At 38.0% G+C, this 25,877-nt stretch carries 22 protein-coding genes; 17 read left to right on the forward strand and 5 right to left on the reverse strand.

All coding sequences use genetic code 11. The features are described 5' to 3' along the window. The first annotated feature begins 8 nt into the window (after positions 1-8). From lepB to E4N80_RS03020, 3 genes are read left to right on the forward strand one after another with little or no spacing between them, the layout of a single operon-like run. Positions 9-545: a signal peptidase I gene (gene lepB, locus E4N80_RS03010; RefSeq protein WP_253700341.1), complete on the forward strand. Its 537-nt coding sequence runs from the start codon at positions 9-11 to the stop codon at positions 543-545. Continuing rightward, positions 533-2,395 carry a penicillin-binding protein gene (locus E4N80_RS03015; RefSeq protein WP_253700343.1) on the forward strand — a complete coding sequence of 621 codons (1,863 nt, stop codon included), beginning with the start codon at positions 533-535 and terminating at the stop codon, positions 2,393-2,395. Before lepB ends, E4N80_RS03015 begins: the two co-directional genes overlap by 13 nt. Next, complete coding sequence (locus E4N80_RS03020; protein ID WP_253700345.1) at positions 2,376-4,307, forward strand: motility associated factor glycosyltransferase family protein; 1,932 nt, start codon at positions 2,376-2,378, stop codon at positions 4,305-4,307. The genes E4N80_RS03015 and E4N80_RS03020 overlap by 20 nt, the downstream gene beginning before the upstream one ends. On the opposite strand, the gene E4N80_RS03025 is transcribed toward E4N80_RS03020, so the two are convergent. Next, the gene (locus tag E4N80_RS03025; protein ID WP_253700347.1) at positions 4,283-4,777 is read right to left on the reverse strand and encodes a CPBP family intramembrane glutamic endopeptidase; all 495 of its coding nucleotides are present in this window, start codon (positions 4,775-4,777) and stop codon (positions 4,283-4,285) included. The two genes, E4N80_RS03020 and E4N80_RS03025, sit on opposite strands and share 25 nt — an antisense overlap. Before the next feature lie 32 nt (positions 4,778-4,809). Between E4N80_RS03025 and E4N80_RS03030 the strand changes: the two genes are divergently transcribed. Genes E4N80_RS03030 through E4N80_RS03045 form a run of 4 tightly spaced genes read left to right on the forward strand, consistent with a single transcriptional unit; the run spans position 4,810 to position 9,276 of the window. Next, on the forward strand, positions 4,810-5,964 hold the full coding sequence (locus tag E4N80_RS03030) for a PilZ domain-containing protein (protein ID WP_253700349.1): 1,155 nt from the start codon (positions 4,810-4,812) through the stop codon (positions 5,962-5,964). Continuing rightward, on the forward strand, positions 5,961-7,133 hold the full coding sequence (locus E4N80_RS03035) for a hypothetical protein (protein WP_253700351.1): 1,173 nt from the start codon (positions 5,961-5,963) through the stop codon (positions 7,131-7,133). The genes E4N80_RS03030 and E4N80_RS03035 overlap by 4 nt, the downstream gene beginning before the upstream one ends. Further along, entirely contained in the window at positions 7,127-8,665 is a 1,539-nt protein-coding gene (locus E4N80_RS03040) for a ComEC/Rec2 family competence protein (RefSeq protein ID WP_253700353.1), read from the forward strand. Before E4N80_RS03035 ends, E4N80_RS03040 begins: the two co-directional genes overlap by 7 nt. Next, entirely contained in the window at positions 8,662-9,276 is a 615-nt protein-coding gene (locus E4N80_RS03045; RefSeq protein ID WP_253700355.1) for a YigZ family protein, read from the forward strand. Before E4N80_RS03040 ends, E4N80_RS03045 begins: the two co-directional genes overlap by 4 nt. Here the strand turns inward: E4N80_RS03045 and E4N80_RS03050 are convergent. The 3 genes from E4N80_RS03050 to E4N80_RS03060 all read right to left on the reverse strand — a co-directional run bounded on the left by E4N80_RS03050 (position 9,241) and on the right by E4N80_RS03060 (position 11,732). After that, the gene (locus E4N80_RS03050) at positions 9,241-9,936 is read right to left on the reverse strand and encodes a FecR family protein (protein WP_253700357.1); all 696 of its coding nucleotides are present in this window, start codon (positions 9,934-9,936) and stop codon (positions 9,241-9,243) included. The genes E4N80_RS03045 and E4N80_RS03050 overlap by 36 nt on opposite strands. A gap of 182 nt (positions 9,937-10,118) precedes the next feature. Further along, complete coding sequence (locus E4N80_RS03055; protein ID WP_253700359.1) at positions 10,119-11,279, reverse strand: hypothetical protein; 1,161 nt, start codon at positions 11,277-11,279, stop codon at positions 10,119-10,121. 12 nt (positions 11,280-11,291) lie between these two features. After that, positions 11,292-11,732, reverse strand: coding sequence for a hypothetical protein (locus E4N80_RS03060; protein ID WP_253700361.1), 441 nt, complete (start codon positions 11,730-11,732; stop codon positions 11,292-11,294). A 150-nt stretch (positions 11,733-11,882) separates the two neighbouring features. On the opposite strand from E4N80_RS03060, the gene E4N80_RS03065 reads away from it, so the two are divergent. From E4N80_RS03065 to E4N80_RS03105, 9 genes are all read left to right on the forward strand, one after another. After that, positions 11,883-13,646, forward strand: coding sequence for an ATP-binding protein (locus E4N80_RS03065; RefSeq protein ID WP_253700363.1), 1,764 nt, complete (start codon positions 11,883-11,885; stop codon positions 13,644-13,646). 132 nt (positions 13,647-13,778) lie between these two features. Continuing rightward, on the forward strand, positions 13,779-14,234 hold the full coding sequence (gene nrdR, locus E4N80_RS03070) for a transcriptional regulator NrdR (RefSeq protein ID WP_253700364.1): 456 nt from the start codon (positions 13,779-13,781) through the stop codon (positions 14,232-14,234). A 33-nt stretch (positions 14,235-14,267) separates the two neighbouring features. Continuing rightward, entirely contained in the window at positions 14,268-16,394 is a 2,127-nt protein-coding gene (locus tag E4N80_RS03075; RefSeq protein ID WP_253700366.1) for a ribonucleoside triphosphate reductase, read from the forward strand. Positions 16,395-16,442: 48 nt separating this feature from the next. After that, complete coding sequence (hflK, locus tag E4N80_RS03080; RefSeq protein ID WP_010697015.1) at positions 16,443-17,399, forward strand: FtsH protease activity modulator HflK; 957 nt, start codon at positions 16,443-16,445, stop codon at positions 17,397-17,399. Between the two features lie 5 nt (positions 17,400-17,404). Further along, positions 17,405-18,469 carry a protease modulator HflC gene (hflC, locus tag E4N80_RS03085; RefSeq protein WP_253700368.1) on the forward strand — a complete coding sequence of 355 codons (1,065 nt, stop codon included), beginning with the start codon at positions 17,405-17,407 and terminating at the stop codon, positions 18,467-18,469. 276 nt (positions 18,470-18,745) lie between these two features. Then, positions 18,746-19,372 carry a periplasmic-type flagellar collar protein FlbB gene (locus E4N80_RS03090; RefSeq protein ID WP_253701041.1) on the forward strand — a complete coding sequence of 209 codons (627 nt, stop codon included), beginning with the start codon at positions 18,746-18,748 and terminating at the stop codon, positions 19,370-19,372. Between the two features lie 21 nt (positions 19,373-19,393). Further along, positions 19,394-20,866 carry an MBOAT family O-acyltransferase gene (locus tag E4N80_RS03095; RefSeq protein ID WP_253700370.1) on the forward strand — a complete coding sequence of 491 codons (1,473 nt, stop codon included), beginning with the start codon at positions 19,394-19,396 and terminating at the stop codon, positions 20,864-20,866. Between the two features lie 14 nt (positions 20,867-20,880). After that, complete coding sequence (locus E4N80_RS03100; RefSeq protein WP_253700372.1) at positions 20,881-22,278, forward strand: SGNH/GDSL hydrolase family protein; 1,398 nt, start codon at positions 20,881-20,883, stop codon at positions 22,276-22,278. A gap of 121 nt (positions 22,279-22,399) precedes the next feature. Continuing rightward, positions 22,400-23,791 (forward strand): aspartate ammonia-lyase, encoded by a 1,392-nt coding sequence (locus tag E4N80_RS03105; RefSeq protein WP_002674902.1) that lies wholly within the window; start codon positions 22,400-22,402, stop codon positions 23,789-23,791. A gap of 133 nt (positions 23,792-23,924) precedes the next feature. On the opposite strand, the gene E4N80_RS03110 is transcribed toward E4N80_RS03105, so the two are convergent. Beyond that, positions 23,925-25,253 carry an OmpA family protein gene (locus E4N80_RS03110; protein WP_253700374.1) on the reverse strand — a complete coding sequence of 443 codons (1,329 nt, stop codon included), beginning with the start codon at positions 25,251-25,253 and terminating at the stop codon, positions 23,925-23,927. Between the two features lie 237 nt (positions 25,254-25,490). On the opposite strand from E4N80_RS03110, the gene E4N80_RS03115 reads away from it, so the two are divergent. After that, positions 25,491-25,868, forward strand: a complete 378-nt coding sequence (locus E4N80_RS03115; RefSeq protein ID WP_253700376.1) for a hypothetical protein — start codon at positions 25,491-25,493, stop codon at positions 25,866-25,868. The last annotated feature ends 9 nt before the right edge of the window (positions 25,869-25,877 follow it).

Consider the following 25,877-nt stretch of genomic DNA (forward strand, 5'->3'; position numbering starts at 1 on the left):
GGCTAAAGGTGTTAAAAAAACCTAAAAGAAAACTCCTTTATTTTTTTTGCTTTATATTTTTTTTTGCTTTTACCAAGGCTTGTGTCTTTGACATAAAGAAGGTTTCAGGGCCTTCTATGGAGCCTTCTTTAAAGGACGGGGACTGTGTATTTATTTTTAAGCTTGCCTACGGTATAAAACATCCTTTAAAGAATAAGTATATTTTCCGTTGGGCAAGGCCTAAAAGCGGCGATATAATCGTGTACCGAAAGGACGGGCATTTTACCGTAAAAAGATGTTTAGGTATTTCGGAAGAACCTATAGAATTTTCTAAAAATTTAGGGTACAATTACGATTATTCGATGAATGTTTCCGGAAAAGATATACCCTTGACGGCTGTACACTTCCGCAATTTAGGCGGTATGTCCGATGAAGAACAAGTGCGGGTTCCGGCGGGCTATGTTTTAGCCTTGGGAGATAATCTAAAAGAGTCTCATGATTCCCGCGATTACGGTTTTGTCCTCGTTGACGGTATTTACGGTAAGGTTTTTATATGGAAGAAGTAGATAGTTTTATTTCAAAGCCCCGCTTTTGGTTTTTTATAAGTCTTGTAATATTGTTCACAGGTTTTCTTATACTCCAATTTGCAAAGTATATGATAATGAAAGAACCTGTAGTTATTACGCCTAAAGTTTCGACCGAAAGGGGTACTATCTACGATAGAAATAAAAAGATTCTTGCCGTGCAAACGACTGTTTACAACCTCTATGCCGATAAAACCCTTATGAAAAATCCTGCCGAGGCGGCAAAGGCCTTGGCCCCTGTTTTAATGCAAAACGAATCCGATCTCTTGGAAAAAATTCAAGATTCCAAATCCAATTTTTTATATTTAAAAAAAAGAATGAGCGAAAGTGAAAGGGATTTGGTTAAAAACGTTATAGATGAAAATAAATTAAGCGGTATCAGGTTTGAGTCTGTGTTTAACCGCACCTATCCCGAAAATACCTTGGCCTCTACAGTCGTAGGTTTTTTAGGCGATGACGGCAGGGGAAAAACAGGCGTAGAATACTCCCTTCAAAATATTCTTTCTCCTCCTCCTGAAACAAAGGGCTATACGGGCAAGGGCTACGATGTTTATTTAAGCATAGACGGAAACATTCAGTACATGCTCGAAAAAATTATATCGAAAACGATGGAAGAAACAAAGGCTCAATCTGCCGTTTTTCTTGCAGTTGATGCAAAGACCGGAGAAGTTCTCGCCTATGTAAACTCACCTTCTGCCTCCCTTGCAAACTTTATCGAAAGCACGCCTGAACAACGTTTTGACCGTCCTGCAAACTATGTTTATGAGCCGGGGTCGGTTTTTAAGATATTTTCTATGGCTGCCTTTTTGGAATTGGGTACTACTAAGGATGGGCAAGTCTATGACTGCAATGCTCTTTTTGAATTTAACAGACCCAATGTAAAACCCATCACCTGTTTAAAGACTCATGGCAGGGTAAGCCCGCGGGATGTAATCCGCCTTTCATGTAATGATGCAACTGCCCAGATTGCCGATATTACCGAAAAAAATGCTTTTTATGAAAAGATTAAACTCTTCGGTTTCGGCTCCAAAACCAATATAGAGCTTCCGGGGGAGTCGGCAGGGCTTCTTGCTCCTCCTCAAAACTGGTCTATACGTACAAAGCACACAATTGCTATAGGACAGGAAATAGGAGTTTCAGCATTGCAGCTGGTTGAAGCTGCAACGGCCTTTACCAATAAGGGATCAACCCTGCGCCTTTCTCTTATTTCAAAGGTTGCCGACAAGGAAGGAAACATCGTCTATCTTCATAAGCCCTCGGTTTTAAACAAGGTTATATCCGAAAAAAATGCCGAGCTGCTTTTAAGCTATATGAGAACGGGCTCCATAGAGGGTATAGCTTGGAGGGCATCTATCAACGGAGTTCCCATTGCCGTAAAAACCGGAACAGCTCAGATGGCAAATGAGAAAGGCGGGGGCTACAGTAAGACCGATTTTATTTCAAGTTGTATAGGAATTTTTCCGGCAGATGACCCAAAGATTATTTTATATACGGCTGTCATGAAACCTGTCGGACAAATATACGGCTCCATTGTTGCCGCTCCCGCAATTTCAGAGGCCTCAAATGAAATTATAGATTATCTCGGACTTGCAAGAGAAAACGCTCCCACCGTTGAACACACCGGCCGGATTCCCATAAGCGATAATAAACCTGTCGTCTTAAAAGATAAGATGCCCGACTTAACGGGAGTTCCCAAAAAACTTTTGCTTGAGCTTCTTTTACAAAAAGACTTTTCGGTAAAAATCACAGGTGACGGATATGTCGTCTCTCAAACTCCTCCGGCCGGAACACCTCTTAAAAAAGGAATGAAAATTGAGCTCAATCTCGAATAAAGAAAGCGCCGGCAATCGTGAAATTTTGTACAAGAACCTTTTTTATAATGCGGAACTTTTTTCTCGCCGGTTTCCTGAGCTCTCTGCTGCCTTGGGTCTTGACTCAGAAAACGGTATTAAACAATTTGCCGAAAAAATTCCTGAAAGCTATTATCTTGAAGAAGCAAAATTAAAAGAAAAAGATAAAAATATTTTTACTGCACGCATAAACGGAAAATACCTGCATTCAAAATATAATCCTATAAGCGAGGCCGAAAAAAATATCTCTCTTGATTTTTTTGAAGATAAAAAGGCTAAAAGCTCTTGTATTTTTTGCGGCCTTGGTTTGGGCTATACTCAAGAACTTTATGCAAAAAAATATCCTAAATCTTCTCTGATTATAATTGAGCCCGACCTCTTTGTTTTTTTTCTTTTTTTACAAAGCCGTCCATTGGATGATTTTTTTATGCACGAAAATCTGATACTTCTTTTAGGTCTTTATCCGAAAGATGTGTTGGATTTTTTTGAAAGCAAATCTTTTTTTGATATTCCGATTTTTAAAATTCAGTCCGTGATTGATGTAAGTTCTTCTTGGTTTTCAGAGTTTGAGGCCTTAAAAAAGCGGAGAAATGAAAAGACAAATTTAAACAAAAATACCTTAAAAAAATTCGGAAAACTTTGGCTTAAAAATTTTTTAAAAAATATGGAACAAACCGAAGGTCTTTTTGGCATCAATAAAATAGAAAATATTTTTGCTTCTTGTCCGGCTTTGATAATCGCTGCCGGTCCCGGCTTAGATGACACGATAAATCTTGTAAAAGAAAATGAAGATAAGTTTATAATCATTGCGGCAGATACGGCTGTAAGGGCTTGTCATAGGCATGGCCTAAAACCCGACTTTATTCTTTTAATGGATGCTCAATATTGGAACTATCTTCATCTTGCAGACCTCGACATTTCGGATTCGATTCTTATTACCGAATCTTCCGTATATCCGGCCGTTTTCCGTCTTAAAACAAAAGCCAAGTTTTTATGCACCTCCATGTTTCCCCTTGCTCAATATATAGAAAAACTTATAGGCGAAAAGGGGAAACTTGTTACAGGCGGTTCCGTTGCGACAGCTTGCTGGGATTTTGCAAGAATTTTAGGCTGTCATGAAATTATTTTTGCAGGCCTCGATTTAGCCTTTCCCGATTTTCAAACCCACTTTAAGGGAAGCCGCTTTGAAGAAGATGTAAATGCCTTTTCAAACCGGTTTTTTCCTTCGGAAACAGCTTCTCATCTAAGCCTTTATTCAGCCTCGCCCCAATTAAAAGAAGGTTATAAAGGAAAGGTTTTAAGCGACAAGAGAATGCAGATGTATGCTTGGTGGTTTGAAAGTAAGATTGCCGAGTTCCCCGATATTAAAACCTATAAGCTTTTACCGCGGGGATTAAAGATTCCGAATATGCCGGCTTTAAATATGGAAGAGTTTTTAATTAAAGCAAAAGCTTCGCCTCTTTCAAAAAAAATAAAAATCGAGAAGATGAGTGCTTTACCTAACTTGTCTTCTAAAAAAGAAGATAGTCTTGGACAAGCTTCTCCAAACCTTTCCTCTGCCTTAAAAGAATTAAGTACCGATTTGGAAAAAACTATGAAGCTTGCAAGGGAGGGTATGGATATATGCCGGAAACTCTTAGACTCTTTTAAAAACGGAACACCTCTTGAAGATTCTATCATAAACAAAAGTATGGAAAACTTAAACCTTATCGATGAAAAAATAAAAACCGATAAGACCAACACTATAATAGGCTTTGACCTCTTGCTTGATGAAGATGAAAACAAGATTCTTAAGAGCAAATCTTTTACCTCCGTTTACGAAGAAAATTTTTTAATATATAAAAAGATATACGAAACCTGTGCCTTAATTTATCCTTTAAAAATCAAAAAATAGATGATGCCGTTATGGACAGAGTGAAACACTATAATGCAAAGAGCCGCTTTTATACTTGCCGTTGTTATGCTGCATTTTGCAGATGATTTTTTTTGTATAAGAATATATAGGCTTCTAAAAATTATTCCTGCGGCCGCAGCATAAAGCACATTAAAGGGACCCAAATAACGGTGAGCCAGAGCAAAAAAAATGACCGGAAGAATTTCATAGACGGCAAAGGCCGATTTAAAGCTTTCAGGATTTTCTCCATAAAAACTTTTTATTCTATACGGTAAATATATTCGGTATAGAATTTCTTCATAGGCTGCAAAAAAAACTATTTTTGATATAAAGACTAAAACATAAAAAAGGCCTTCCGGCTGAGGCGGAGGGGTAAAATCCCTCTTATTTAGCATCGGTGGGAGGACAAAAATGAGGAAAATGGACATAAATTCCAATAAAAACCTTAGAGTCTTCTTATCAAAATACATAATTTATGGTATTATATCACAAAGAGATAAATATGTATATTCTTATAGTTTTTATTATTGTGTTTCTTTTATTCGCTGCTTTTTCGTTTACTTTTCCTGGAAGAAGGTTTTTGGACTCAATCCGTTTTTTTACCGAGGGGAAAGACAGGGGATTTTTATTTTCTAATCTTTTATTGTTGTGGCGGACGGCAAATTATGTAGGTCTTGAAGATAAAACACGTCTTTTTTGGTCGGTTCCGGCCTTAGATGAATGTATACGCTTTATTGCCCGTCAGGTTGAAAATAAGCTGGATGCCGATGTTTCACAAAAAATGCAAATTTTACTTAACAAACTCTATGATTACCGCACAAAAATTGAATTGGAAGAGGTTCAAAAAAAACGAAGAATTGAATCGACGCATGAGATTTATATCGGCCAAATTTGTATTATCTTTGTTCCGCGCGAAACAACCGTTTACGGCAAACTTATGGCAAATACAAAGAATGAGCTTGTGTTTGCTCTCTTTGATGCATCTGCAGAAAGAGCCGAAAAAGTTAATTGGCAAAATAAGGCTGTAAGAGTTTATTTTTGGAAACAAAATGATGCAGGGTATGTCTTTAGTTCTGAAGCCGTCAAGGCAAAAAAAATAGAGGACCGTCTAGAAGTTTATGTTAAGCATTCAAAAAAAATTGTGCGTACACAAAAAAGAAAATCGGTTAGAGCTTCATGTGATATTGAAGGCTTGATGTTTCCTCTTCGAACAGGAGATCCCTATAACTCCGTTTATGAAACTCAGGGCGGAGTAAAATCAAACGTAAAAGACATATCGGAAGACGGAGCTATGTTTTTTGTAAGAGGCAAGGCTGCAAAGGGAATCCGAATGAAGCTGCAATTTAAACTAAAAAATACCGAGATCGTAATGTGCGGTAAGATTGTCCGTTTTATTTATGATCAACCCTTAAATAAATCGCGAGTACATTTTCAATGTGAATTTTTAGATCAAAAAATGAAAAATGTTATTTTGTCCTACATATATAATATAGCAACGACCGATGATAACACCGAATTTATAAACAATATTTTAAAGGAAGAAAATAATGCTCATTTAGGAACCGGCCAAGAAATAAAAGACGGCGATTCTTTGGAAGACGGCTTACCTGACGGTCAAATGCTCTATGATTTTACAGAAGGTAAGGGGGCCGTATGAGAAGAATAGTTTTTGTTTTAGTTTTTATCTTTTGTGTTTTTTCTGTTTTTGCTGTAGACCAAGATGAGCTTTTAAATTTACGTAAAGAGTTTATTTCTGCAGGGATAGATGTAAAAGCCGTTATTTTGCGCTCACTTTCACAGTCAGACGATAAAAGCCTAATTCCCGTATATCATGATGCGGTGGAGTATGTTAAATCTTCTTATGAAATATTACAAAATGATGACCGATTATTAAACATAGGTATAATTGCCGTAACAAAACTTGGAGAGCTAAACGAATTAAAGGCTTCCGCAAGTATCCGCTACTTGTTTTCTACTGTTGAAAATGAAGATTTTCAAATTGCCTGCTTAAAAAGTTTAAGTAAATTGGTTCAAAAAGATTCCGCCTTTACGGATTATTTGAATTCTCTTTATGATTCAGGTTTATCCGATTTACTTTCAGGCAAGGCCTCTAATATTAATCTTCTAAGAGTCTACGCTGAAGCTCTCGGGAATTTTGCCGATCCTTCTTCTTTTGATGTCTTGATTAAAACATTATTTTATCCTGTAAACGATAGTTTAAAGGATACGGTAAAAACTGCATTAAATAATATTTCTTTTAATTATTTTGATGAAATTCTTGCTAAAACAATGCAAAAAAACATACAATATATATGGACACTGTATTTATTGGCAAAAGAAAATAAGCGTATTGAAGGTCCTGAGCTTGGCCGGATTAGTGAGCTTGTAATTGATTACGGTCTTAAAAATCTAAAGGGAGCGGATCTTGAGAGTTCTGAAAATTTGATTGAAGAGACTTTACCTGTTTTATCTGCATTGAAATGGAGCAAGGCTTCTTCTCAGGTAAACAAATTTTTTTACTATGCTCAGGGTTTGCGTAAAACGAGCCCGCGGGGCGATGAATTGCTTATTAAGATAATCGATTGTATGGGAAATTTGAGTACAATCGAATGTTCTCAAAATTTGTCGATATTTTTAGGTGTGTTAAATTCGGAAACCGAAAAAACAAAGCAATACAGTGAGCCTTTAGTGCTCAGTGTGATTACGGCTTTGAGAAAGCTTGGGGATAAAACCGCATTTGACTATCTATTGTATGTTGAATACTTAAATTATTCTGAAACGGTTAAACAAGCTTCTCGAAATGCCATAGAGGAGTTAAAGTGGTAAATGAAAACAAATTAACACGTAATAAGTTTTTTGTATTAAAACCGATTGTAATTTCAGCCTGTGCGGCTGTTCTATCGTTTTATTTTTTTTGTGCAATAGGAAATTATTTTAATAAATTTTTGATAAGTTCTATTTTTATTTTAAGTTTTATAATCGGTTTTATATTTAGAAAAAAGAAATATTCTTTTATCTTTGCAGGGCTTTTTATAGGAAGCCTTGCCGTGTTGCGTCTATTTTTTATCTATGCGGAACCTTTTTCCCTTGCCGAATTAAATAAGATTAAAAGCATTCAAGCCGAACTTACGGGAGAAGCCTATCCTGCCGGAGACAAATACTATGCTGCAAATGCTAAACTTATTTCTTTTTCGTATAATAATGGGGCTAAATTTTCTGCAAAGGGAAATATAAAAATATTTTTTCCTTCGGATATGGTATTACAAAATAATGCTTACGGAATTTCGGTCTACAAGACCGGTTCAAGAAAAGAAGCTTTAGCCAATTTTTCCAAGGGCGTAATATTTGAAGCTTCGGGACGTTTCGGTACAAAGAAAAATAGTGTGAGCCCCTTAGTTTTTTTTGGAGATAAATCCGTCCCCGAATTTTTAGGCTGGAGATCTGCCGTTTTAAGATTAAGAGCTTTTTTACGGTTTTATCTTATGCGTTTGTTGTCAGGGTGGGGGAGTGCAGGTGCTTTGCTTTTAGCCCTCCTTTCTGCAAACAGGGATTTTTTGATTCTTCCTGTTTCGGAAGCTTTTAGAAATGCAGGGCTTGCTCATGTTTTGGCCCTTTCAGGAATGCATGTTTCTTTGGTAAGTCTGGCTGCCTTGCAGATGGGCTCTATATTCGGAAAAAAAAGCCTTGCGATAAAGTTTTCTCTAGTTTCCATTATCTTCTTTGTTTGGTTTGCAGGAGCTGCCCCCTCTCTTAATCGTGCCCTCGGCATGATGATTTTAATTATTATAGGCAAGTCCTTGGGTCTTCAGCCTCCTATGATTTCGGTTTTATGTACAATGCTTATTTTTCATATTGCCGTAAAGCCTGATGATGCCCTAAGTCTCGGCTTTATGCTTTCTTACGGTGCCTTGGCCGGAATTCTTATCTTTGGAAGTGCCGTATTCGATATCTTAAACGGGAAAATACCTCCTAAAGTACTGGGAAGTTTTTCGGCTTCAATAGGTGCTCAAACCTTTACCGCCCCCATTGTAATAAGCAAAATAGGAGTCCTAGCGCCTATAGGTATAATTGCTTCTGTCATTGTAAGCCCTCTTATATCTGCCTTTTTAATTTTAGGCCTTGCGGCAATTTTTATTTCTCTTTTATTTCCGTTTACCGGCTTTATTTTTTCTTACTTTTTAAATGCTTTTTATGATTTGATATTTTTTATTATTCGAACTTTTGCCCTTTTTCCTCTGATGACGACAGCCTCTTTTTTTGATAGCTTGACTTTTGCAATACTTCCCTTTACGGCCGGCCTAATTTGTGTGTTCTATGCCGACAGGAAATTAAAAAGAAGAGAGAGCCTTTTAAAATGAAAGTTTTAATGCAGTATGCTTTAAGTGAGCTCAACGTAAAAAACTCAAGATTTTTAGCGGAAATTTTTCCTATAAAGTCGGCCGCCGAAGCTAGGGAACTTTTAAAAAACCAAAAGGGAAAATACGAAGATGCCCGCCATGTAGTTCATGCCTTTGTTGTCGGAGAAAACGGAGAAGTCTTAGGCTGTTCCGATGACGGCGAGCCTTCTGGAACTGCCGGCCGGCCGGCTCTTGCAGTGCTCAAGGGTTCAGGAATTACAAACATAATGCTTACAATTACACGCTGGTTCGGCGGAACCCTTTTGGGAACGGGCGGTTTGGTAAAAGCTTACTCGGATTCTGCAAAACTTGTTCTTCAAGAAGCTGTAACCGAAGAGCTTATCAAAAAAGAAACCTTTCAATTTGAATGCTCTTATTCCGAATGGGAAAATTTAAAACGCAGTCTTGATGAATTTTCGGTTGAAATGCTACAAGCCGATTACGGCGAAAGGATAAGGGTAAAGGGGCAAATTCCGTTAGAAAAAAAAGCACCCTTTGAAGCCTTTATTGAAAATGCTTCAAAGGGCGGTATAAGTTTAGTTTTTCCAGCCTATACTCAAGGAGATTGTTGAAACTGAAGCAGCCGTATTTATTGCTTCTTCAATGCCCGGAGATTGGCTGATAAGCGTATGGGAATTAGCTTCCGCTTCGGCAAGAGTTGTGATTGATGCCGGTAAAACTTCATTTGCTTTAATGTTTTGAGCCGGAGTTACCATACCCGTATCGTTTATAATAACAGAGTCGCCGATATGTACCCTTGTTTCAATTCCATCATTGTTGACATATGCCCATATTCCGCTCGTTCCTATTAAAAGACCATCAGAGCTTATCTCTCCGGATGTTCCTCGGACGGAAGCTGTTGCAACAGGTGTTTTTACTTTAAACTCAACTTTTTTTGTTGAAGCCGGTTTTACATCGGCTTTTACGGAACCTACATTTAAGTAAACTTCCGAAGATACTGTTTCATTCTTTTCGGCGATTTCTTCAATCGTAAGCCTTGTCATAGGTTTAACCGTAATAACGGAACCGTCAATTTTTAAAGTCAGTTCGGATTTAAACCCTGTCGAAATCATAAGTCCCGATGTTATTTTGTTTCCTGCTTTTGCAGGAATCCATTTTCCGCCTTGCTTTATTTCAGCCTTTCCCTTGACTGCAACAACTTCACCGCTAATTGCTAAAAGCGGAGTCAACATAAAGCAAACCAAACTGATAATAAGAAATACCTTTTTCATCTTTTTCTCCTATAAAAACTTTTTGCAGGAAATGTCAATTTCCGAAAAAAGTTTGTTTAAGCGGTTTGTAAACAAACCGCATACAACCACACGATGTTTTGTGCTTTGCACAAAACTCGAAGATAAACAGAGAGGCAGAATTCCTGCCGAGCTGTTTATCATATCTACTAGTTATAAAAATTTTAGAACGAAATGATGCCCTTTAATTTGAACGCTGCATCAAACTTACCGTTTTTTCCCACAAACATACCCAGATCGGTACTAATGGATATATCTTGACGTATTGTATAATTGGCAGACACATCCCACTCAAACCCGGCAAAATTGCTTCTACCCTTAGGTTGAGTTGCTGCATAAGCCATAACAGCTGCTTCCGTACTTAAAAATAAATCGTTTACAGGTTTTATGCTTCCATCTAAACTTATCTTCCATAAATCCGTAGGCTCCATAAATGTAACCTTCGACACATTTGAAAGCGTAAAAGATTTAAAACCGGTTTTTCCGCCTGAGAAGAATTGGGCTTTTAAACCTAGTTTTGAACTGTATTTTTCAAAATAGTAGTCCAATTCTCCTGATACAAAAAAGCCTATTCCCGGTTTTCTTTTGACCCTTGTCAAAACGGATGTTGATACTGATGTAAGATAAAAAAGCCCGTTGACTATAGGGCCGTTTACCGATATTGAAGCGTAATTATTTGTTGTCTTCGGATTTTCCGTTGCGATAAACGAGTTCAAATCAAAATCGATCGCATGACGCAATGATTGAAAAGGAACATGAAACAAAGCAGACATATGAACAAAAGACGGTGCAAGATTATAAATTTTTGTTTGCTTCTTTAATATTGATGTTATACCTGCTGCATTAATAGGATTTACATAGGCATTTAAAAGCCCTGTATATCCTAAGTTAAAATATGTCGCAAAATTAGTTTTTTTGTATGCTATATATACACCATCAATATTTTGATTTAAAATTACAGCGGTTATATCGGAAATATTGTACCTGCCGGCATCAATGGTCAAACTGTCATTACCTATCGGAAATAGGAATGAGAATTTCAACATATCCAAATTAACAATATGATCTAAATCCAACTTTCCATCAGGTTTTATAGGCTTTTTTAAATTGAACAAATATGAAGACTGAATAGCAAAATTATAATTGCCTTCTTTATCGAGATTCTGTTTAGCCCAAAGAGATAGACTATCGAAATGAGATAAGTTTGTTTTGTTTTTACCAAGGTCAATGCCGAGCCCCGTTTTAAGCATTCCGCCTCCTTCAAAAGCTGAAAGGTTTAATGCAATAATTAAAAACAAAAATATAAACAATTTTACTTTTTTCATTATCTATCCTCCTTACTTGTCCTCTTTAGGCATTATTTTAGCCAATAGATTAATCGCGGTAAACGGCGTAATATGTGAAGACGGAATCGTTTTATGGGGAATCAGCTTCATTGTTTTAAGCTGTCTAAAAGCATAGTGCGGATTTTTTGCAATTCCATACCATAAGCCATGCTCTATAGAAGAATACTGCAAAGCCAAATTAGAAAATTCATCAAATCTAATAGGCTCATCATGTTTTTTGTTCTTAAACATTTTAAGACCTTTAAATTTATTAAAGGCCGTTTCATAGGAGTCATTATCGTCGACTTCTCCAATGGATGTACCTACAAGATAGCATGCCTGCCCATTTGTTAAGGTTTTTGATGCTAAAATTTCATCCATCTTTTCTGCCGATTGAGCAAAAAGAATTGCTCCAATACCTAAATATATAAGAATTGTTGATATTCTTTTCATACCGCCCCCCTTGATTATCACAACTTTACTTACGTATAAGTATATCACAAAAAATAGAAAACAACAATAAAAATATAAAAAAAATGAAATTATTTTCTTCTTGAAATTTTATTTTTTTTGTTGTATGGTGAATATAAGGCAGGAGGGATTATGGCAGCAGGAAAACAGCTGATTAAAGAAAATAGTGCCTATATAGATATTTTGCCGGAATGGGCACAGGAGCTTTCCAGAAAATATTGCTCAAAAACGGCAAATCTTTACTTTGTACATGGAAATATAAGGGATTTTTTACCCCATCAAATAACCGAATACGGACATAACTTCTTGTTTGTAAAAATAAGGGATTATATTTCCGAAGTTTTGTTCGGAAATCAGGACATAATAGTGTATTATGATAAGTCGGGAGGTATTTCTTTTTGTACATCCGATATGGAAAGAGCTTATCTTGAAACAATGCATATGACTTATCCCGATGTGCCTCCCGAAAATTTTTTATCACGCGACCCTGAAGAGGCTTTTTCTTACCTTGAAAGGTATTTTGTTCTAAATTTCGGCAAGAATTTGAGGATTGTTCTCATCGTAGATTATGCCGAAACCATAATTCCTGCCGATGAGATAGGAAATTTGGATGAAACCGATAGGTACTGCCTTGTTACCTTAAACAGATGGTCCCATGAGCCTTCCTTTACTAGGGAAGATATTTCGATAATAATGCTTACCGAAAACCTGACAGACCTAAATCCCCGTCTTACAGCTTCTCCTTCTACAATAAAGGTACGTATTCCCCTGCCTGATGCTGCCGTAAGGGTTAATTTTTTAGAACATTTAAGACGTACCGAGGAAATCCTTTTAGCCGAGAGGGGCTTGAGCCCTGAAAGAATGGGCGCTTTAACCTCCGGCTTAAACCTATTAAATCTATATCAGCTTGTAGGAGAGTCTTATCAGGACGACAAGCCTATAAGTTTGGATTATTTGGCAACCAAAAAAAGGGAAATTATCGAAAATGAGGCCGGCGGCCTCTTGGAATTTATAGATACGGATTATGATCTATCCCTTGTTTCCGGCCATGACTTTGTAAAAAAACGCTTTAAAATTGCGGCAAAGGCTTTAAAGGCTGCCCGAACCGATGTTCTTCCTATGGGCTATCTTATTTCCGGCCCAATAGGAACGGGAAAAACCTTTATAGTGTCGGCCTTTGCCGGCGAAATAGGCATTCCCATGGTGCGTTTACGAAATTTCCGCTCTCAATGGCAGGGGGCTACCGAATCGAATCTTGAAAAAGTGCTGAATATTTTGAGGGCTATGTCGCCTGTGGCGGTTATGATAGATGAGGCCGATGTTGTGCTCGGAAACCGCACCGCGAACGATGTATCCGGTACTTCAAGCAGAGTTTTTGCTCAAATAGCAAATTTTATGGGAAATACGGCTTACAGGGGAAAGATAATCTGGTTTTTGATTACCTGCCGCCCCGACCTGATTCCCGTCGACTTAAAAAGGCAGGGCAGGGCTGAAGAACATTTGGCTCTTTTTTATCCCGAAACCGATGCCGAAAGGCTCGACCTTTTTGAAACCCTTCAAAGGAAGCTCCGCATTAAACTCCATGATGTAAATTTAAATTCGATAATAAAAAAGATTAAATTTGATGTGTCCGGTGCGGATATAGAAGCCATACTTGTGCGTGCTAAGATGAACGCGACTGTAGAAGGCAGGGCAATGGTTATACAAAAAGACTTGGAAGAAACTATAGCCGATTTTATTCCGCCTTCTTATCCTTATGAGATAGAGCTGCAAAATTTGGTTGCCGCAATCGAGTGCACAAGCAAGGAGATGGTTCCGAAAAAATATCAGTCCATGCAGCGCTCAGCGATGTCTGCTGAAATTTTCGAGATAAAGCAGCTTTTAGGCGAAAAATAATTTATAAAGTGAAAAATAATTTAATATCGGCTTGACACGCTATATATAGTGTGATATTCTGTACCGTATATTCAGATACGCTATTTTCGGGAGGGAAGGATGCCGGCTTTTAAGGTGTCCTGCAAGTAAAATATGAGATGTCCGCATTGCGGAAGCTGCGATGATAAGGTTATGGAATCAAGAACTCTGGCTCAAGGGGATTGTATCCGAAGGAGACGGGAGTGTATTGCCTGCGGTTACCGCTTTACAAGTTATGAGCATATTGAAGAAAAACCCTTTATGGTTATCAAAAAGGACGGCCGCAGGGAGCCCTTTGACCGAAAAAAGCTTGAAAAAGGTATCGAGCGGGCCCTTGAAAAGCGGCCTGTTTCCTTAAACAGTATAGAAAATATTGTTACTGAAATTGAAGATCAGGCTATTTTAAGTTCAGGACTTAACAAAGAAATAGAAACTACTGCTCTGGGCGAGATGGTTCTATCTCATTTGTATTCAATAGACAAGGTGGCGTATATCCGCTTTGCATCCGTTTATAAACAGTTCAGCAATTTGGATGAATTTGTAAACGAGGTAAAAAAAGTCAGAAAATAAATGATGTAAATAAATTGGGAGGTATGAAAAGTTATGGAGGAAAAAACTACAAATCAAACGGTTTTTCCTGAATGGAAGTCCTTTTTAGGGACTATGGAGAAGGCAAAGCCTGAAATATTGCGCTCTGTAGTAAAGCGTTCAGGAGAAATTGAAGCTTATAATCGTAAAAAAATAGAAAAAGCTATCAATAAGGCTATAACCGCAGTTGAAGGCAGCCCAAATGATGAAAAGGCTGCGTTTCTAACGGACAAGGTAGAAGAAAAACTTAAAAATATTATGTCATCCCGCTATGCTCATTCTATTCCGGCAATAGAAGAAATTCAAGATGTTGTAGAGCTTGTTTTAATTGAACAAAAGGAAGCCAGTCTTGCAAAAGCCTATATCCTTTACAGGGCCAAGAGGGAGGCCGTACGGGATGCGGAAAGCCTCATGCTGAATATAAACAGCACCATGGACGGCTATTTAAGTCAATCCGACTGGCGTGTAAAAGAAAATGCCAACGTAAACTTTTCTTTAGGCGGTCTTATTCTTCATAACTCCGGTACTATTACGGCAAACTATTGGCTTAAAAATATTTATACACCGGCTATTGCCGAAGCCCATATAACGGCAGCCTTTCATATTCATGACCTTTCAATGTTTTCAGGTTATTGTGCAGGCTGGTCACTTAGGCAGCTTATTCACGAAGGTTTGGGCGGGGTTCCCGATAAAATTACATCAAAGCCGCCTAAGCATTTATCAACGCTTATTCAGCAGATAGTCAACTTTTTAGGTATTATGCAGAACGAGTGGGCCGGAGCTCAAGCCTTCAGCTCCTTTGACACATATTTGGCTCCCTTTGTAAAAAAGGATAATATGAGTGAGGCAAGCGTAAAACAATGTCTTCAAAGCTTCGTTTACGGTGTAAACACTCCCAGCCGCTGGGGTTCTCAGGCTCCCTTTACGAATATAACCTTGGACTGGGTATGCCCGCCCGACCTTGCAAACCAAAAGGCTGTTGTCGGGGGCGAAGCACAGGATTTTAACTACGGCGACTGTCAAAAAGAAATGGATATGATAAATAAGCTCTTTATTGAACTTATGCTTGAAGGAGATGCCGCAGGACGAGGCTTTCAATATCCCATTCCCACTTACAATATAACCTCGGATTTTGATTGGACAAGTCCGAATGCAAAACTGCTTTTTGAGATGACTGCCAGATACGGTACTCCCTATTTTCAAAACTTTATAAATTCCGACCTAAATCCCGGGGATGTGCGTTCCATGTGTTGCCGTCTTCAACTCGATAAAAGAGAATTGCGTAAAAGGGGAGGCGGCCTTTTCGGCTCCGATGAGTTTACGGGTTCCATAGGGGTGGTTACGATAAATATGCCTCAAATCGGCTACCTATCAAAAACCGAAAAGGACTATTTTGACCGCTTGGATTACCTCATGGATATAGCAAAACAAAGCCTTGAGATGAAGAGGAAGGTAATCGAAAAGCTATTGGAGGGCGGCCTTTTCCCCTATACAAAGAGGTATTTACATCATTTAAACAATCACTTTTCGACTATAGGAATTTGCGGTATGAACGAGTCCTGCCTAAACTTTTTGGGTGAGGATATTGTAAGCCCTAGGGGAAAGGCCTTTGCCGAAAAGGTCTTAACCTATATGAGAAACCGTCTTGCCGACTTCCAAGAAGAAACCGGCAGCTTATTCAATCTTGAAGCAACTCCGGCTGAAAGTACCTCTTACAGACTGGCTCGCCACGATAAAAATCAGTTCCCCGATATAATAAGTTCGGGAGATGCCGAGCCCTATTACACCAACTCAAGCCAGCTTCCCGTTGCCTATACTACCGATGTTTTTGAAGCCTTGGATCATCAAGAAAGTTTACAGCGTAAGTATACGGGCGGCACGGTTTTTCACATATTCTTGGGTGAATCTATCAAGGATTGGGAATCTTGCAGGGATTTGGTAAAGGCTGTTGCAAACAATTACCGTATTCCCTATTTTTCAATTTCGCCGACATTTTCGATATGTCCTGTTCATGGCTATCTTGAGGGCGAGCATTTTGAGTGCCCTTATTGCAAGCGTGAAAAGCAGGCAAAACTTGAACTGAAACTGGCCGAGCTTGAAAAAGAAAGGGCCGAGGTCTTGAGTGTTTCTTCTAAAATGTAAGATTTTTAGAAGTAATGGTAAAAAAATCAATTCTTCATGGAGGAAAAAATGAAGCAAAAAAAGGTTGATCCTTCAAAGATGTTAGGAGCTTTACGCACTGTAATAATACTTATCGTAATTGCTCTTATAGCTTTTTCGGGAATAAAAGTTATTCCTACAACGGATAACGGAGTTGTTACCCGATTTGGAAAATATACAAAAACCCTTTCACCGGGACTTAACTTTGTAATTCCCTTTGTAGATCAGGTTTATAAGGTTCCGGTTAAGACCGTTCAAAAGGAAGAATTCGGCTTCCGTACTGCAAGATCTAGTGAAAGAAGCGAGTACCAAAATGCTATTTTAAGAGAATCTTCGATGCTTACGGGAGACTTAAACATTATAAATGTTGAATGGGTTATTCAGTATAAAATAGTGGATCCTAAGGCTTGGCTTTTTAATGTTGAAGAAGATCAAAGAAATAAAACCGTCAGAGATATTTCAAAATCCGTTGTCAACAGCCTGGTAGGCGACAGGGCTATCATGGATATAATCAGTTTGGATCGTGACAGCATTGCAGTTTTAGCACAAGAAAAAATGAACGAAAAATATAAGCAGATCGGCATTGGGATTTCCGTTTCATCGGTGCAATTACAAAACATTGTGCCGCCCGAGGAAGTTCAAGCTGCTTTCGAGGACGTCAACATAGCTATTCAGGATATGAACAGGCTCATAAACGAAGGAAAAGAAGCCTACAATAAAGAGATTCCTAAAGCAAAGGGTGAGGCTCAAAAAATGATTGAAGAAGCTAGAGGCTATGCTTCCGAAAGAATAAACAAGGCAAACGGAGATGTTGCCCGTTTTAACGCCGTTTATTCGGAATATGTAAAGGCTCCCGATATTACGAGGAGAAGGCTGTACCTTGAAACTCTTGATGCTATTTTTAAAAATAATGAAAATATTACCCTCATAGACAAAAACTTAAAAAACTTTTTACCTTTAAAAGAATTAAATAAGGGAGGCAACTGATTTTTATGGAAAACTATGAAAATACCGAAAATGGAAACACTGAAGATGTAAGATTTGAAAGCCCTTCTTCCAAAAATAAGATAAAACCTGAAAAAGCAAAAAAAGACAAAAAAGGTTTCGGGTGGATTTCCTTTGTGGTTATACTCATTATTTTGTTCTTTTTCCTAAAGCCGTTTTATATTTTAAATGAAGGCAATGTTGCCATTATAACAAAATTCGGAGCTGTAGTAAAAACGGAAAAAGAGGCCGGGCTCCATTTTAAAATGCCCTTGATTCATACGGTAAACAAATACACGGCAAAACTCTTGCGGTTGGACGGTGATCCTCAAAAGATTCTTACCCTGGAAAAGCAGTATCTTAGAGTAGATACCACCAGCCGATGGCGTATCGTAGACGTAAAAAAGTTTTACGAATCCCTAACAACCTATGATAGCGCTTATTCCCGCCTTTCGGATATTGTAGATTCATCGGTTAGAGATATTATTTCGGTAAACAGTCTTGCCGATGTTGTACGAAGCTCAAATATTATAAATGAAAGTAAAACTACGGAAGAGTTTAACCTTGAAAATGCCGAAGTTGACCTCGGTTCCTTAAAAACGGAAAAAGTAAACTTTCCTGTGATAAAAAAGGGCAGGGAAACTCTGGCTGATGAAATTCTGGCGAAGGCCAATAGCCAGTTGGGTGAATTCGGCTTGGAGGTGGTTGACATAATTTTTAAGGGAATTAAGTATTCGGATGAGCTTGAGCATTCCGTATTCAGCCGCATGATAAAAGAAAGGAATCAGATCGCAGGAACCTTTAGGTCTACAGGCGACGGTGAAAAGCTTAAAATCTTAGGAGAACTGGAAAACGAAAAAAGGACTATCCTGTCGCAAGCCTATGCCGAGTCGGAAAGGATAAAGGGAGCTGCCGATGCAAAGGCTGTTGCAATCTATGCCGAAAGCTACGGCAAGTCCCCCGAATTTTACAGCTTTTGGAAAAGCATGGAAATTTATAAAAATTCCTTACCCGAGACTGAAAAAGTCCTTTCAACGGATATGGAATATTTTCAGTACCTGTATAGGCATTAACCTTAGAAAAAGTTTTTCCGATATTATATAGGAATAGGGGGTATGATAAACAGTTCGGCACAAATGGTGCCTCACTGTTTATCTTCGAGTTTTGTGCAAAGCACAAAACATCGCATTATTTTAAGTAGTTTTGCATAAAGCAAAACTACTTAAAAAAACTTTTTTCGGAAATTGATTCGCTATCCGCTTTAGCGGATACGATGAAAAATTTCCTTGCAGAACAGAGCCGAAAGGCTCTGATGTTTGCTCCAAAAAGTTTTTATGGGGGTAAAAATTTTGAGAAGAAGAGGAACACTGGGACGTATTATTGTTCTTTTAATATTGATTATTTTACTTGTTTTCGGAGGCCTATTGTGGTTTGATTATTTAGGTCTGATCAGTTCAAGGAGCTTGTTTTCTCCTATTTACTCCTTTTTCGGTTTAAAAACGCCTGAGGGTATTGCCCCCTTAGATGCCGATGAAATGGCCAATTTGGAAAATGACCGCTATGAAAAACGCTTGATGGCTTTAGAGCTGCGTTCTCAGGAATTGGATAAGAGGGAAGAAGATGTTCAAGCTCAGGAAAATGAAAATAAACAGGTTGCCGAAGAGCTTGATGACCGCAGGCTGGCTATAGAAGAAAAAGAAAAGAACTATAATCTTTTGGTTGTAGAGCGGGATGCCCGTGAGGCGAACATAATTCAAATCGCAAAATATATAAACGGTATGCCCCCTGAAAAAGCAGTTTCAAATCTTATAGCCATGGACGATCAGGATATAATTGATGTGCTTAGGGCCGTAGAAAAAATAGCTGCAGAAGAAGGTAAAAACTCTTCGGTTGCTTATTGGTTTTCTTTGATGCCGGCCTCCAGGGCTGCGGAGATTCAGCGTAAGATGGCAAATAAGCCTGTTACCTTCCCGTAATCGGTAATTTAAAATTTAAGCATGTTTTTTCCGACGATTTCTTTTGCCGTATTTTTTCTCTTAGTCTTTTTTTTATATTGGTATATTTTTAGGCAGGAAAAAGAACGAAAAATCCTTTTAACGGCCGCATCTTATTTTTTCTATGCGATGTGGGATTGGCGTTTTTGTATTCTGCTTTTTGTTTTTACCCTTATAAATTATTTTTACGGCTTTCTTCTCGATAAAGAAAAAAATTATGCTCCGCGAAAGGCTATTGTAATCATTATCTGTATTATCGATATTTTATATCTGGGATTTTTTAAATACCTTTACAGCCTGCTTTCATATTTGAACCAATTTTTTCCGGATATGTTTGTTAATTCTACTCTTTTAACTCTGCGTTCTTGGTCTCTTTTAGTTCCTGTAGGAATTTCTTATTATACTTTCCGATGCATGAGTTATGTCTTCGATATTTATCTTTGTAAGATAAGGCATGTAAAACCTTTTTGGGATTTTTTACTCTATGTATCGTTTTTTCCTCAGCTGTCCTCAGGCCCGATTGTTCAGGCCGAGTATTTTTTAAAGGACCTTCCTCGGGCGCTTAACTGCGATAATGAAAAAGGAGCAAAACCCATAGCCTTTGACCGAGCTATCGTGTTTTTAATTTCAGGCTTGTATAAAAAAATGATAATTTCAAATTTTTTAACCATACTCGTTACCGATAAAATTTTTGCAAATCCTTCGTTTTATAATACATGGGAGCTTATTTTTGGGGTAATATCTTATACGATAATTATCTACGCAGATTTTTCAGGCTACAGCGACATGGCGATAGGTATAGGAATTCTTTTGGGGTTTAATACGCCTGCAAACTTTAACCGTCCCTATATTTCAAAATCCGTTACCGAATTTTGGAGAAGGTGGCATATAAGTTTTTCTTCTTGGCTTAGAGATTATCTTTATTTCGGCCTAGGCGGTTCCCGCTTCGGTCTTGCCAGAGCTTTGTTTGCTCTTTTTTTTACGATGCTTATTGCGGGCCTTTGGCACGGTGCTTCATGGACATTTTTGATATGGGGAGCCATGCAGGGCGCAATGCTGTGTATCGAAAGGATTTTTTCGGAAATAAAAGAACGGAAAGCTATAGGAAAAGAAATTTTAGATGAAGAAAAAAACGAAAAAAAAAGTTTTGATTTTTTAAGAATTATACCGGTCTTTATATTTGTAAACATCAGCTGGCTTGTATTTTTTTCGTCATCACTATCGGAACTGAGTTTATATTTAAGATCTCTTGGCAATATTTCTCAACCCTTTCAAATTATAAGCCCCTTTATTCTTTTAATCTTTTTTGCAGGCCTTTTTTTGCAGCTTCCTTCGGAAAGTTTAAGGAAAAAGGCTTTTACGATATATAGCAGTCTTCCGATGATTGTTAAGGTTGTTACCACCGTAAGTTTTTTAGCCGTTCTTTATGCGGTTTCAACTTCGGGTATACCCCCGTTTATTTATTTTGCGTTTTAGGTGAAAGTTGATATATGAAACTAAAGGAAAAAATAAAAAAAATAAATGCCGGTCTTTCTTTTAAAATAAAACTTAAAGATAAAACATCTATCTTTTATTCTGCAAACAAAGCTCTTTTGTTTTTTTTACTCTGTATTTTTTTCTTTATACTGCTCTTAGGTAAATCTTTAGACGATTTTTCATCTAAAATAAAAAATCCTTATGCCGCAGATGTATTTAAGACTGCCGTTAAACCAATTTCAGAGCTGTCTCAAAAATTAAAACTTGATAATCTGATTCCTTCTGCAAGGAGCTTCTTTTTACGCTATGCAGGGCTTGAAGGTTTAAGCGATTGGGATTCTTTTTATTATATGAATTCTGCAGAATTAACTCATAGGGAAAGACTTTTAGCTTTGGAAAATTTAGGGAATGTTATAGATAAATCTCAAGATGAAAAGTCGTCCATAGATAATCTTGAAAAAGACTTAGAAACAGCACGAGACGGTTTACCGACAGAATCAAAATCGGAAGATGTTGCTGCCGTTAAAAAAATGATAGATGAGCTTGAGACTAAACTTGAAAATATAAATACGGTTTTGGATAGGTTAAAAGACATTGAGCAGGCTAGGGTTGCAGAGCTTGAAAAAATAAGACTCACTCAAAAAATGTTGGAATTAAGAAAAGAAGATATATTCGAAACTGCCGTTAAGGAAGGAGAATCAAATGTAGATCAGGCTGAGGAGCCTAAAAAGGTTTATACCTATAACACGGAAAGACCCTTGCGTATTCTAATGATTGGGGATTCTCAGATGCACAGCATTGCTGCAGGCTTTTTAAGGCTTACAGGTCAAAACTCTTCCATAAGGGTAAAAGAAATTTCGGTTCACTCTTCAGGTTTTATAAGAAGCGATTATTACAACTGGCCTAAAAAGTTAAAGAATGTATTTGAAGAAAGTCAAAACGAACCCTATGATATTGCCGTCATTTTTTTAGGAATGAATGATTACCAGAACTTTTATGCGGATAACGGCAAAGTCCTTGTAAAAGAAACTGAAGACTGGGAATCGGCTTATAGGGATAAGATAATAACACATTTGGACGTTTTATTTGCAAATACGAAAAAGGTGTATTGGCTGGGCATGCCTGTTGTCCGTGATAAAATATACAATGCCCAATTACTCTATATTGAAGACTTACAGAAAAAAATAGCATCGGAGTATTCGAGTATAATCCTTAATAAATTTTCTTTAAGCAATATCGCTCCCGGAGAAGGGGTTCCTTATACCGATAGCCTCAAAACCGCCGAAGGTAAAAAAATAAGGCTTATGAAAGATGACGGGCATCATTATACTGTTTCCGGCGGTGAATATATTATGCAGCCCTTTTTAGAGCTGCTTTATAAGGATTGGGATCTGGAACCCTGTACGCCTTAATTATAAATTAACCGTTTAAAATGCTCTTATAAATAATACATCGTAATATAGCTCATCCCCTTGTTCCTTTTTTGTTTTAGTACTATAATGCTTGTAATTATCAATAAAACAGGAGTTTTTTATGCGAAGGGAACATGACTTACTCGGAGAATTGGATATTCCGGAAGATGCTTATTACGGAATTCAAACTTTCCGAAGTGTTGAGAATTTTAAAATTACAGGTTTGAGACTCTGCGATTTTCCCGATTTTATTAAGGGGCTAGCTTATACAAAACAGGCTGCAGCCGAAGCTAACCATGAACTCGGCTATTTAAGCGATGAAGTTTACAAGGCTATGATTCAGGCTTGTAAAGAAGTTGCCGAAGGCAAATTCGATAAGGAATTTGTAGTCGATATGATTCAGGGCGGAGCGGGAACTTCTACCAATATGAATGCAAACGAAGTTATCGCTAACCGTGCAAACGAAATTTTAGGAAAGGCTAAGGGAACTTATTCGCCCTGCCATCCCAATAATCATGTGAACTTTGCCCAATCTACAAACGATGCCTATCCTACAGCTGCAAAGCTCGGCATCTCGTTAAATACACCGGCTCTTATAGATGAGCTAAAATCCCTTGTCGCTTCTTTTAGAAAAAAAGCCCAAGAACTTGGAGACAATATCAAGATGGGAAGAACCCAGCTTCAAGATGCCGTACCCATGACCCTCGGCCAAGAATTTGAATCCTACGCCGCTTCTTTGGAAAACGAAATTCCTCAGATTCAATTTGCAAGGGAAAATCTTCACACGATAAACATGGGAGCTACCGCAATCGGAACCGGTATCAACTCGGATCCTAACTATACACCGAAAGTAACTTCTCATTTGGCAAAGATTTCGGGGCTTGATCTAAAGGCTGCAAAAAACATGATAGCTGCCACGAATGATACCTCCGACTTTGTAACATATTCTTCCGAATTAAAACGCCTTTCTGCAAAGCTTTCAAAGATATGCAGCGATTTACGCCTTCTTTCTTCGGGCCCCAGAACAGGACTTTACGATATAAGCCTTCCTCCGATGCAGCCCGGTTCTTCTATCATGCCCGGAAAGGTAAACCCCGTTATCCCTGAGGTTGTCAATCAGGTTTGCTACAGGGTTATCGGAAACGATACGGCCGTTATCTTGGCTGCAGAGTCTGCACAGCTTGAGCTAAATGTTTTTGAACCCGTTATGATTTATTCTATCTTTGAGTCGATTAAACTTCTTATAAATGCAATGAAGACTTTGAGAGAAAGATGCGTTACGGGCATTGTAGGAAACTATGAGCATTGTAAGGAGAGCGTTCACAGGAGTATCGGCTTGGTTACGGCCTTAAATCCCGTCATAGGTTATGAGGCTTCCTCGGATATTGCAAAGACTGCCTTGCGTGATAACCGCAGCGTTTATGACCTTGTTTTGGAAAGAGGGCTTCTTTCAAAAGAAAAATTGGATGAGGTTTTAAAACCCGAAAACATGACAAAGCCCAGAAAGCTTTAGCTGAATAACACCTCTAAAAACTTCAGCTTTTTAGAGGTTTTCCTTAGCCTGCTTGCGATGTTTTTCATAAGTCATCTGTTTTATAAGACTCATGAAAAACTCGACGGGCATATATAAAAATCCAACAAGGTTTTTATATATGCCCTATGATTGTAATTTCGACGCGTCTATTTTGGGCGCGTCCTTCTTCGGTGCCGTTTGGGGCAATAGGCTTTGTTCCGCCGGCACCCTGATAAATAAACTTTTCGGCCGGTATGCCCCTTTCTACAAGTTTTTCGATGACGGTCTTAGCCCTTTCTTGGGATAGATTTTTTTCATCTTCCGGCTTACCGACATCGGCTGTATGACCTTCCACAAAAAAGAATTCGCTTTCCGATTTTTTTAAAATCTTTGCTATCTCATCAAGCTTTGTTTCTTCTCCTTTTAAAAGAATAGCCCTATCAGGTTCAAATTGCAGATTTTTAAGCCTCAGCATTGTGCCCCGTTTTGTTTTAGCTACCTCAAAATCTTTATTGGGTTTGATTTCAGCTTTTTCTTTTTGCAAAGGAATTTCTTGTGAGGGTGTTTTTTTTGATGAGGCTTCTTTTGAAGGGCGGTCTTGTACAAGGCCGCCTTGTGCAAGGGCTTTTCCCGTGTAAAAATAAAAATGAAGCAAAAAGCCTCGGTGCTTTATTTTTTTTCCGTCCGCATAAAAAAACTCTTCATCTATTTTTTCCCGTATCAAAATGGGCCTATTTATATCGTCAAGATAGATGTCCGTCTTTCTTCCGCCTTCCGAGCTCATAAGTTCTTCATCGCCCAGCATGTCTGAGTGTTTGTAGCGGAGTCCGAAGGCTGCTTCTACATGATGAACGCTTTGGCCGTTTAAAAGAGTTTTTCCCTTATACTTAAAGCCTGCATTTACCGGAATCCTTACAGCGGTTTTTTCAGGCTTGGGTCTTACCACTACGGTACATTTTCCTTCCCAAGTTTTTCCTATGTCATTGGGAGTAAAAGCTGTTTCAGGCAAAATCGGAAAATTTCTTAAAAGAGGATAACCCGAATCTTCATCGAAAATTTGAGGTTGGTAAGGATTTTCAATATCTTCTTCATCTTGTTCCGGAATAAATTTAAATGAAATGTGTAAGATCGAATCTATCGGTAAAGCGGCTTTAAGCCCGTCTTTCCTAGTTTTTTGAAGAACAAAGGCTTCTCCTTCGTAAAGATAGGCTTCCTCATTGCCGAGCCTTGTTTCGTTCATATAAAGGCGGGTTTCTCTGGAAGTGAGCCCCGCATATTTTCCGTCAATGTAGACGGAGTAATCGGTTCTTTCCGTAATGAGTATTTTGCCTTGGGATAAATTTTCTTGCCCTAAAAGAAGATTTAGACAAAAACTAGAGAGAAAGCAGATTAAAAAAAGTTTTTTTACAAAGGTGCGTTTTTTTTGTTTATAGTAATTTTTAGCCGTCTGAATATTTATCATGCTAATAATTATAACACAAGCGAGTTCGTTTTTCAATTAAGGAAAGCCGGAGTTAAGCCTGTGTTAATAATCAGAAGTATTTTTATAATTTACTATTTTTTTCAAATAATTCCTATAAATATAATGAGGAGGGAGAATATAAAAAATTTAGGAGAAAAAAATGGTAAAAAGATTTGAAGATTTAACAATGCGGGATTCCAAAGGGCTGCAAGTCCTTTGGCAGCGCGAGGAAAAGGGATGGGGTCAAAGGGGAAGGGAAAAACCACCGCCCTGAACGGGGGGTTGTCCCTTCCCCTTTTAGAGGTTATAATAAATGCGGATGCCTTTAAAGACACTAAAGACAAAGAGTTAAAAGAATTTTTAGAATACCTTAAAACGGGTAAGGCAAAAAGTGAATTTACAAGGAGGATAGAAAAAATGATACAAACAATAAAACAAAATGAACAGGCAAGACAAGAATATAGATTAATGTCTACCTTTGAAATGGATGCTAGGGATAAAGGTTTTTCAGAGGGCTTAAAGCAAACGGCCAAAAATATGAAAATGGAAAAACTGGATATATCTTTAATTAAAAAAATAACCGGTCTTTCCGAATCCGAAATCGAAAAACTGTAACTTTATCAA

The organism is Treponema denticola, assembly GCF_024181605.1.
Taxonomy (GTDB): domain Bacteria; phylum Spirochaetota; class Spirochaetia; order Treponematales; family Treponemataceae; genus Treponema_B; species Treponema_B denticola_B.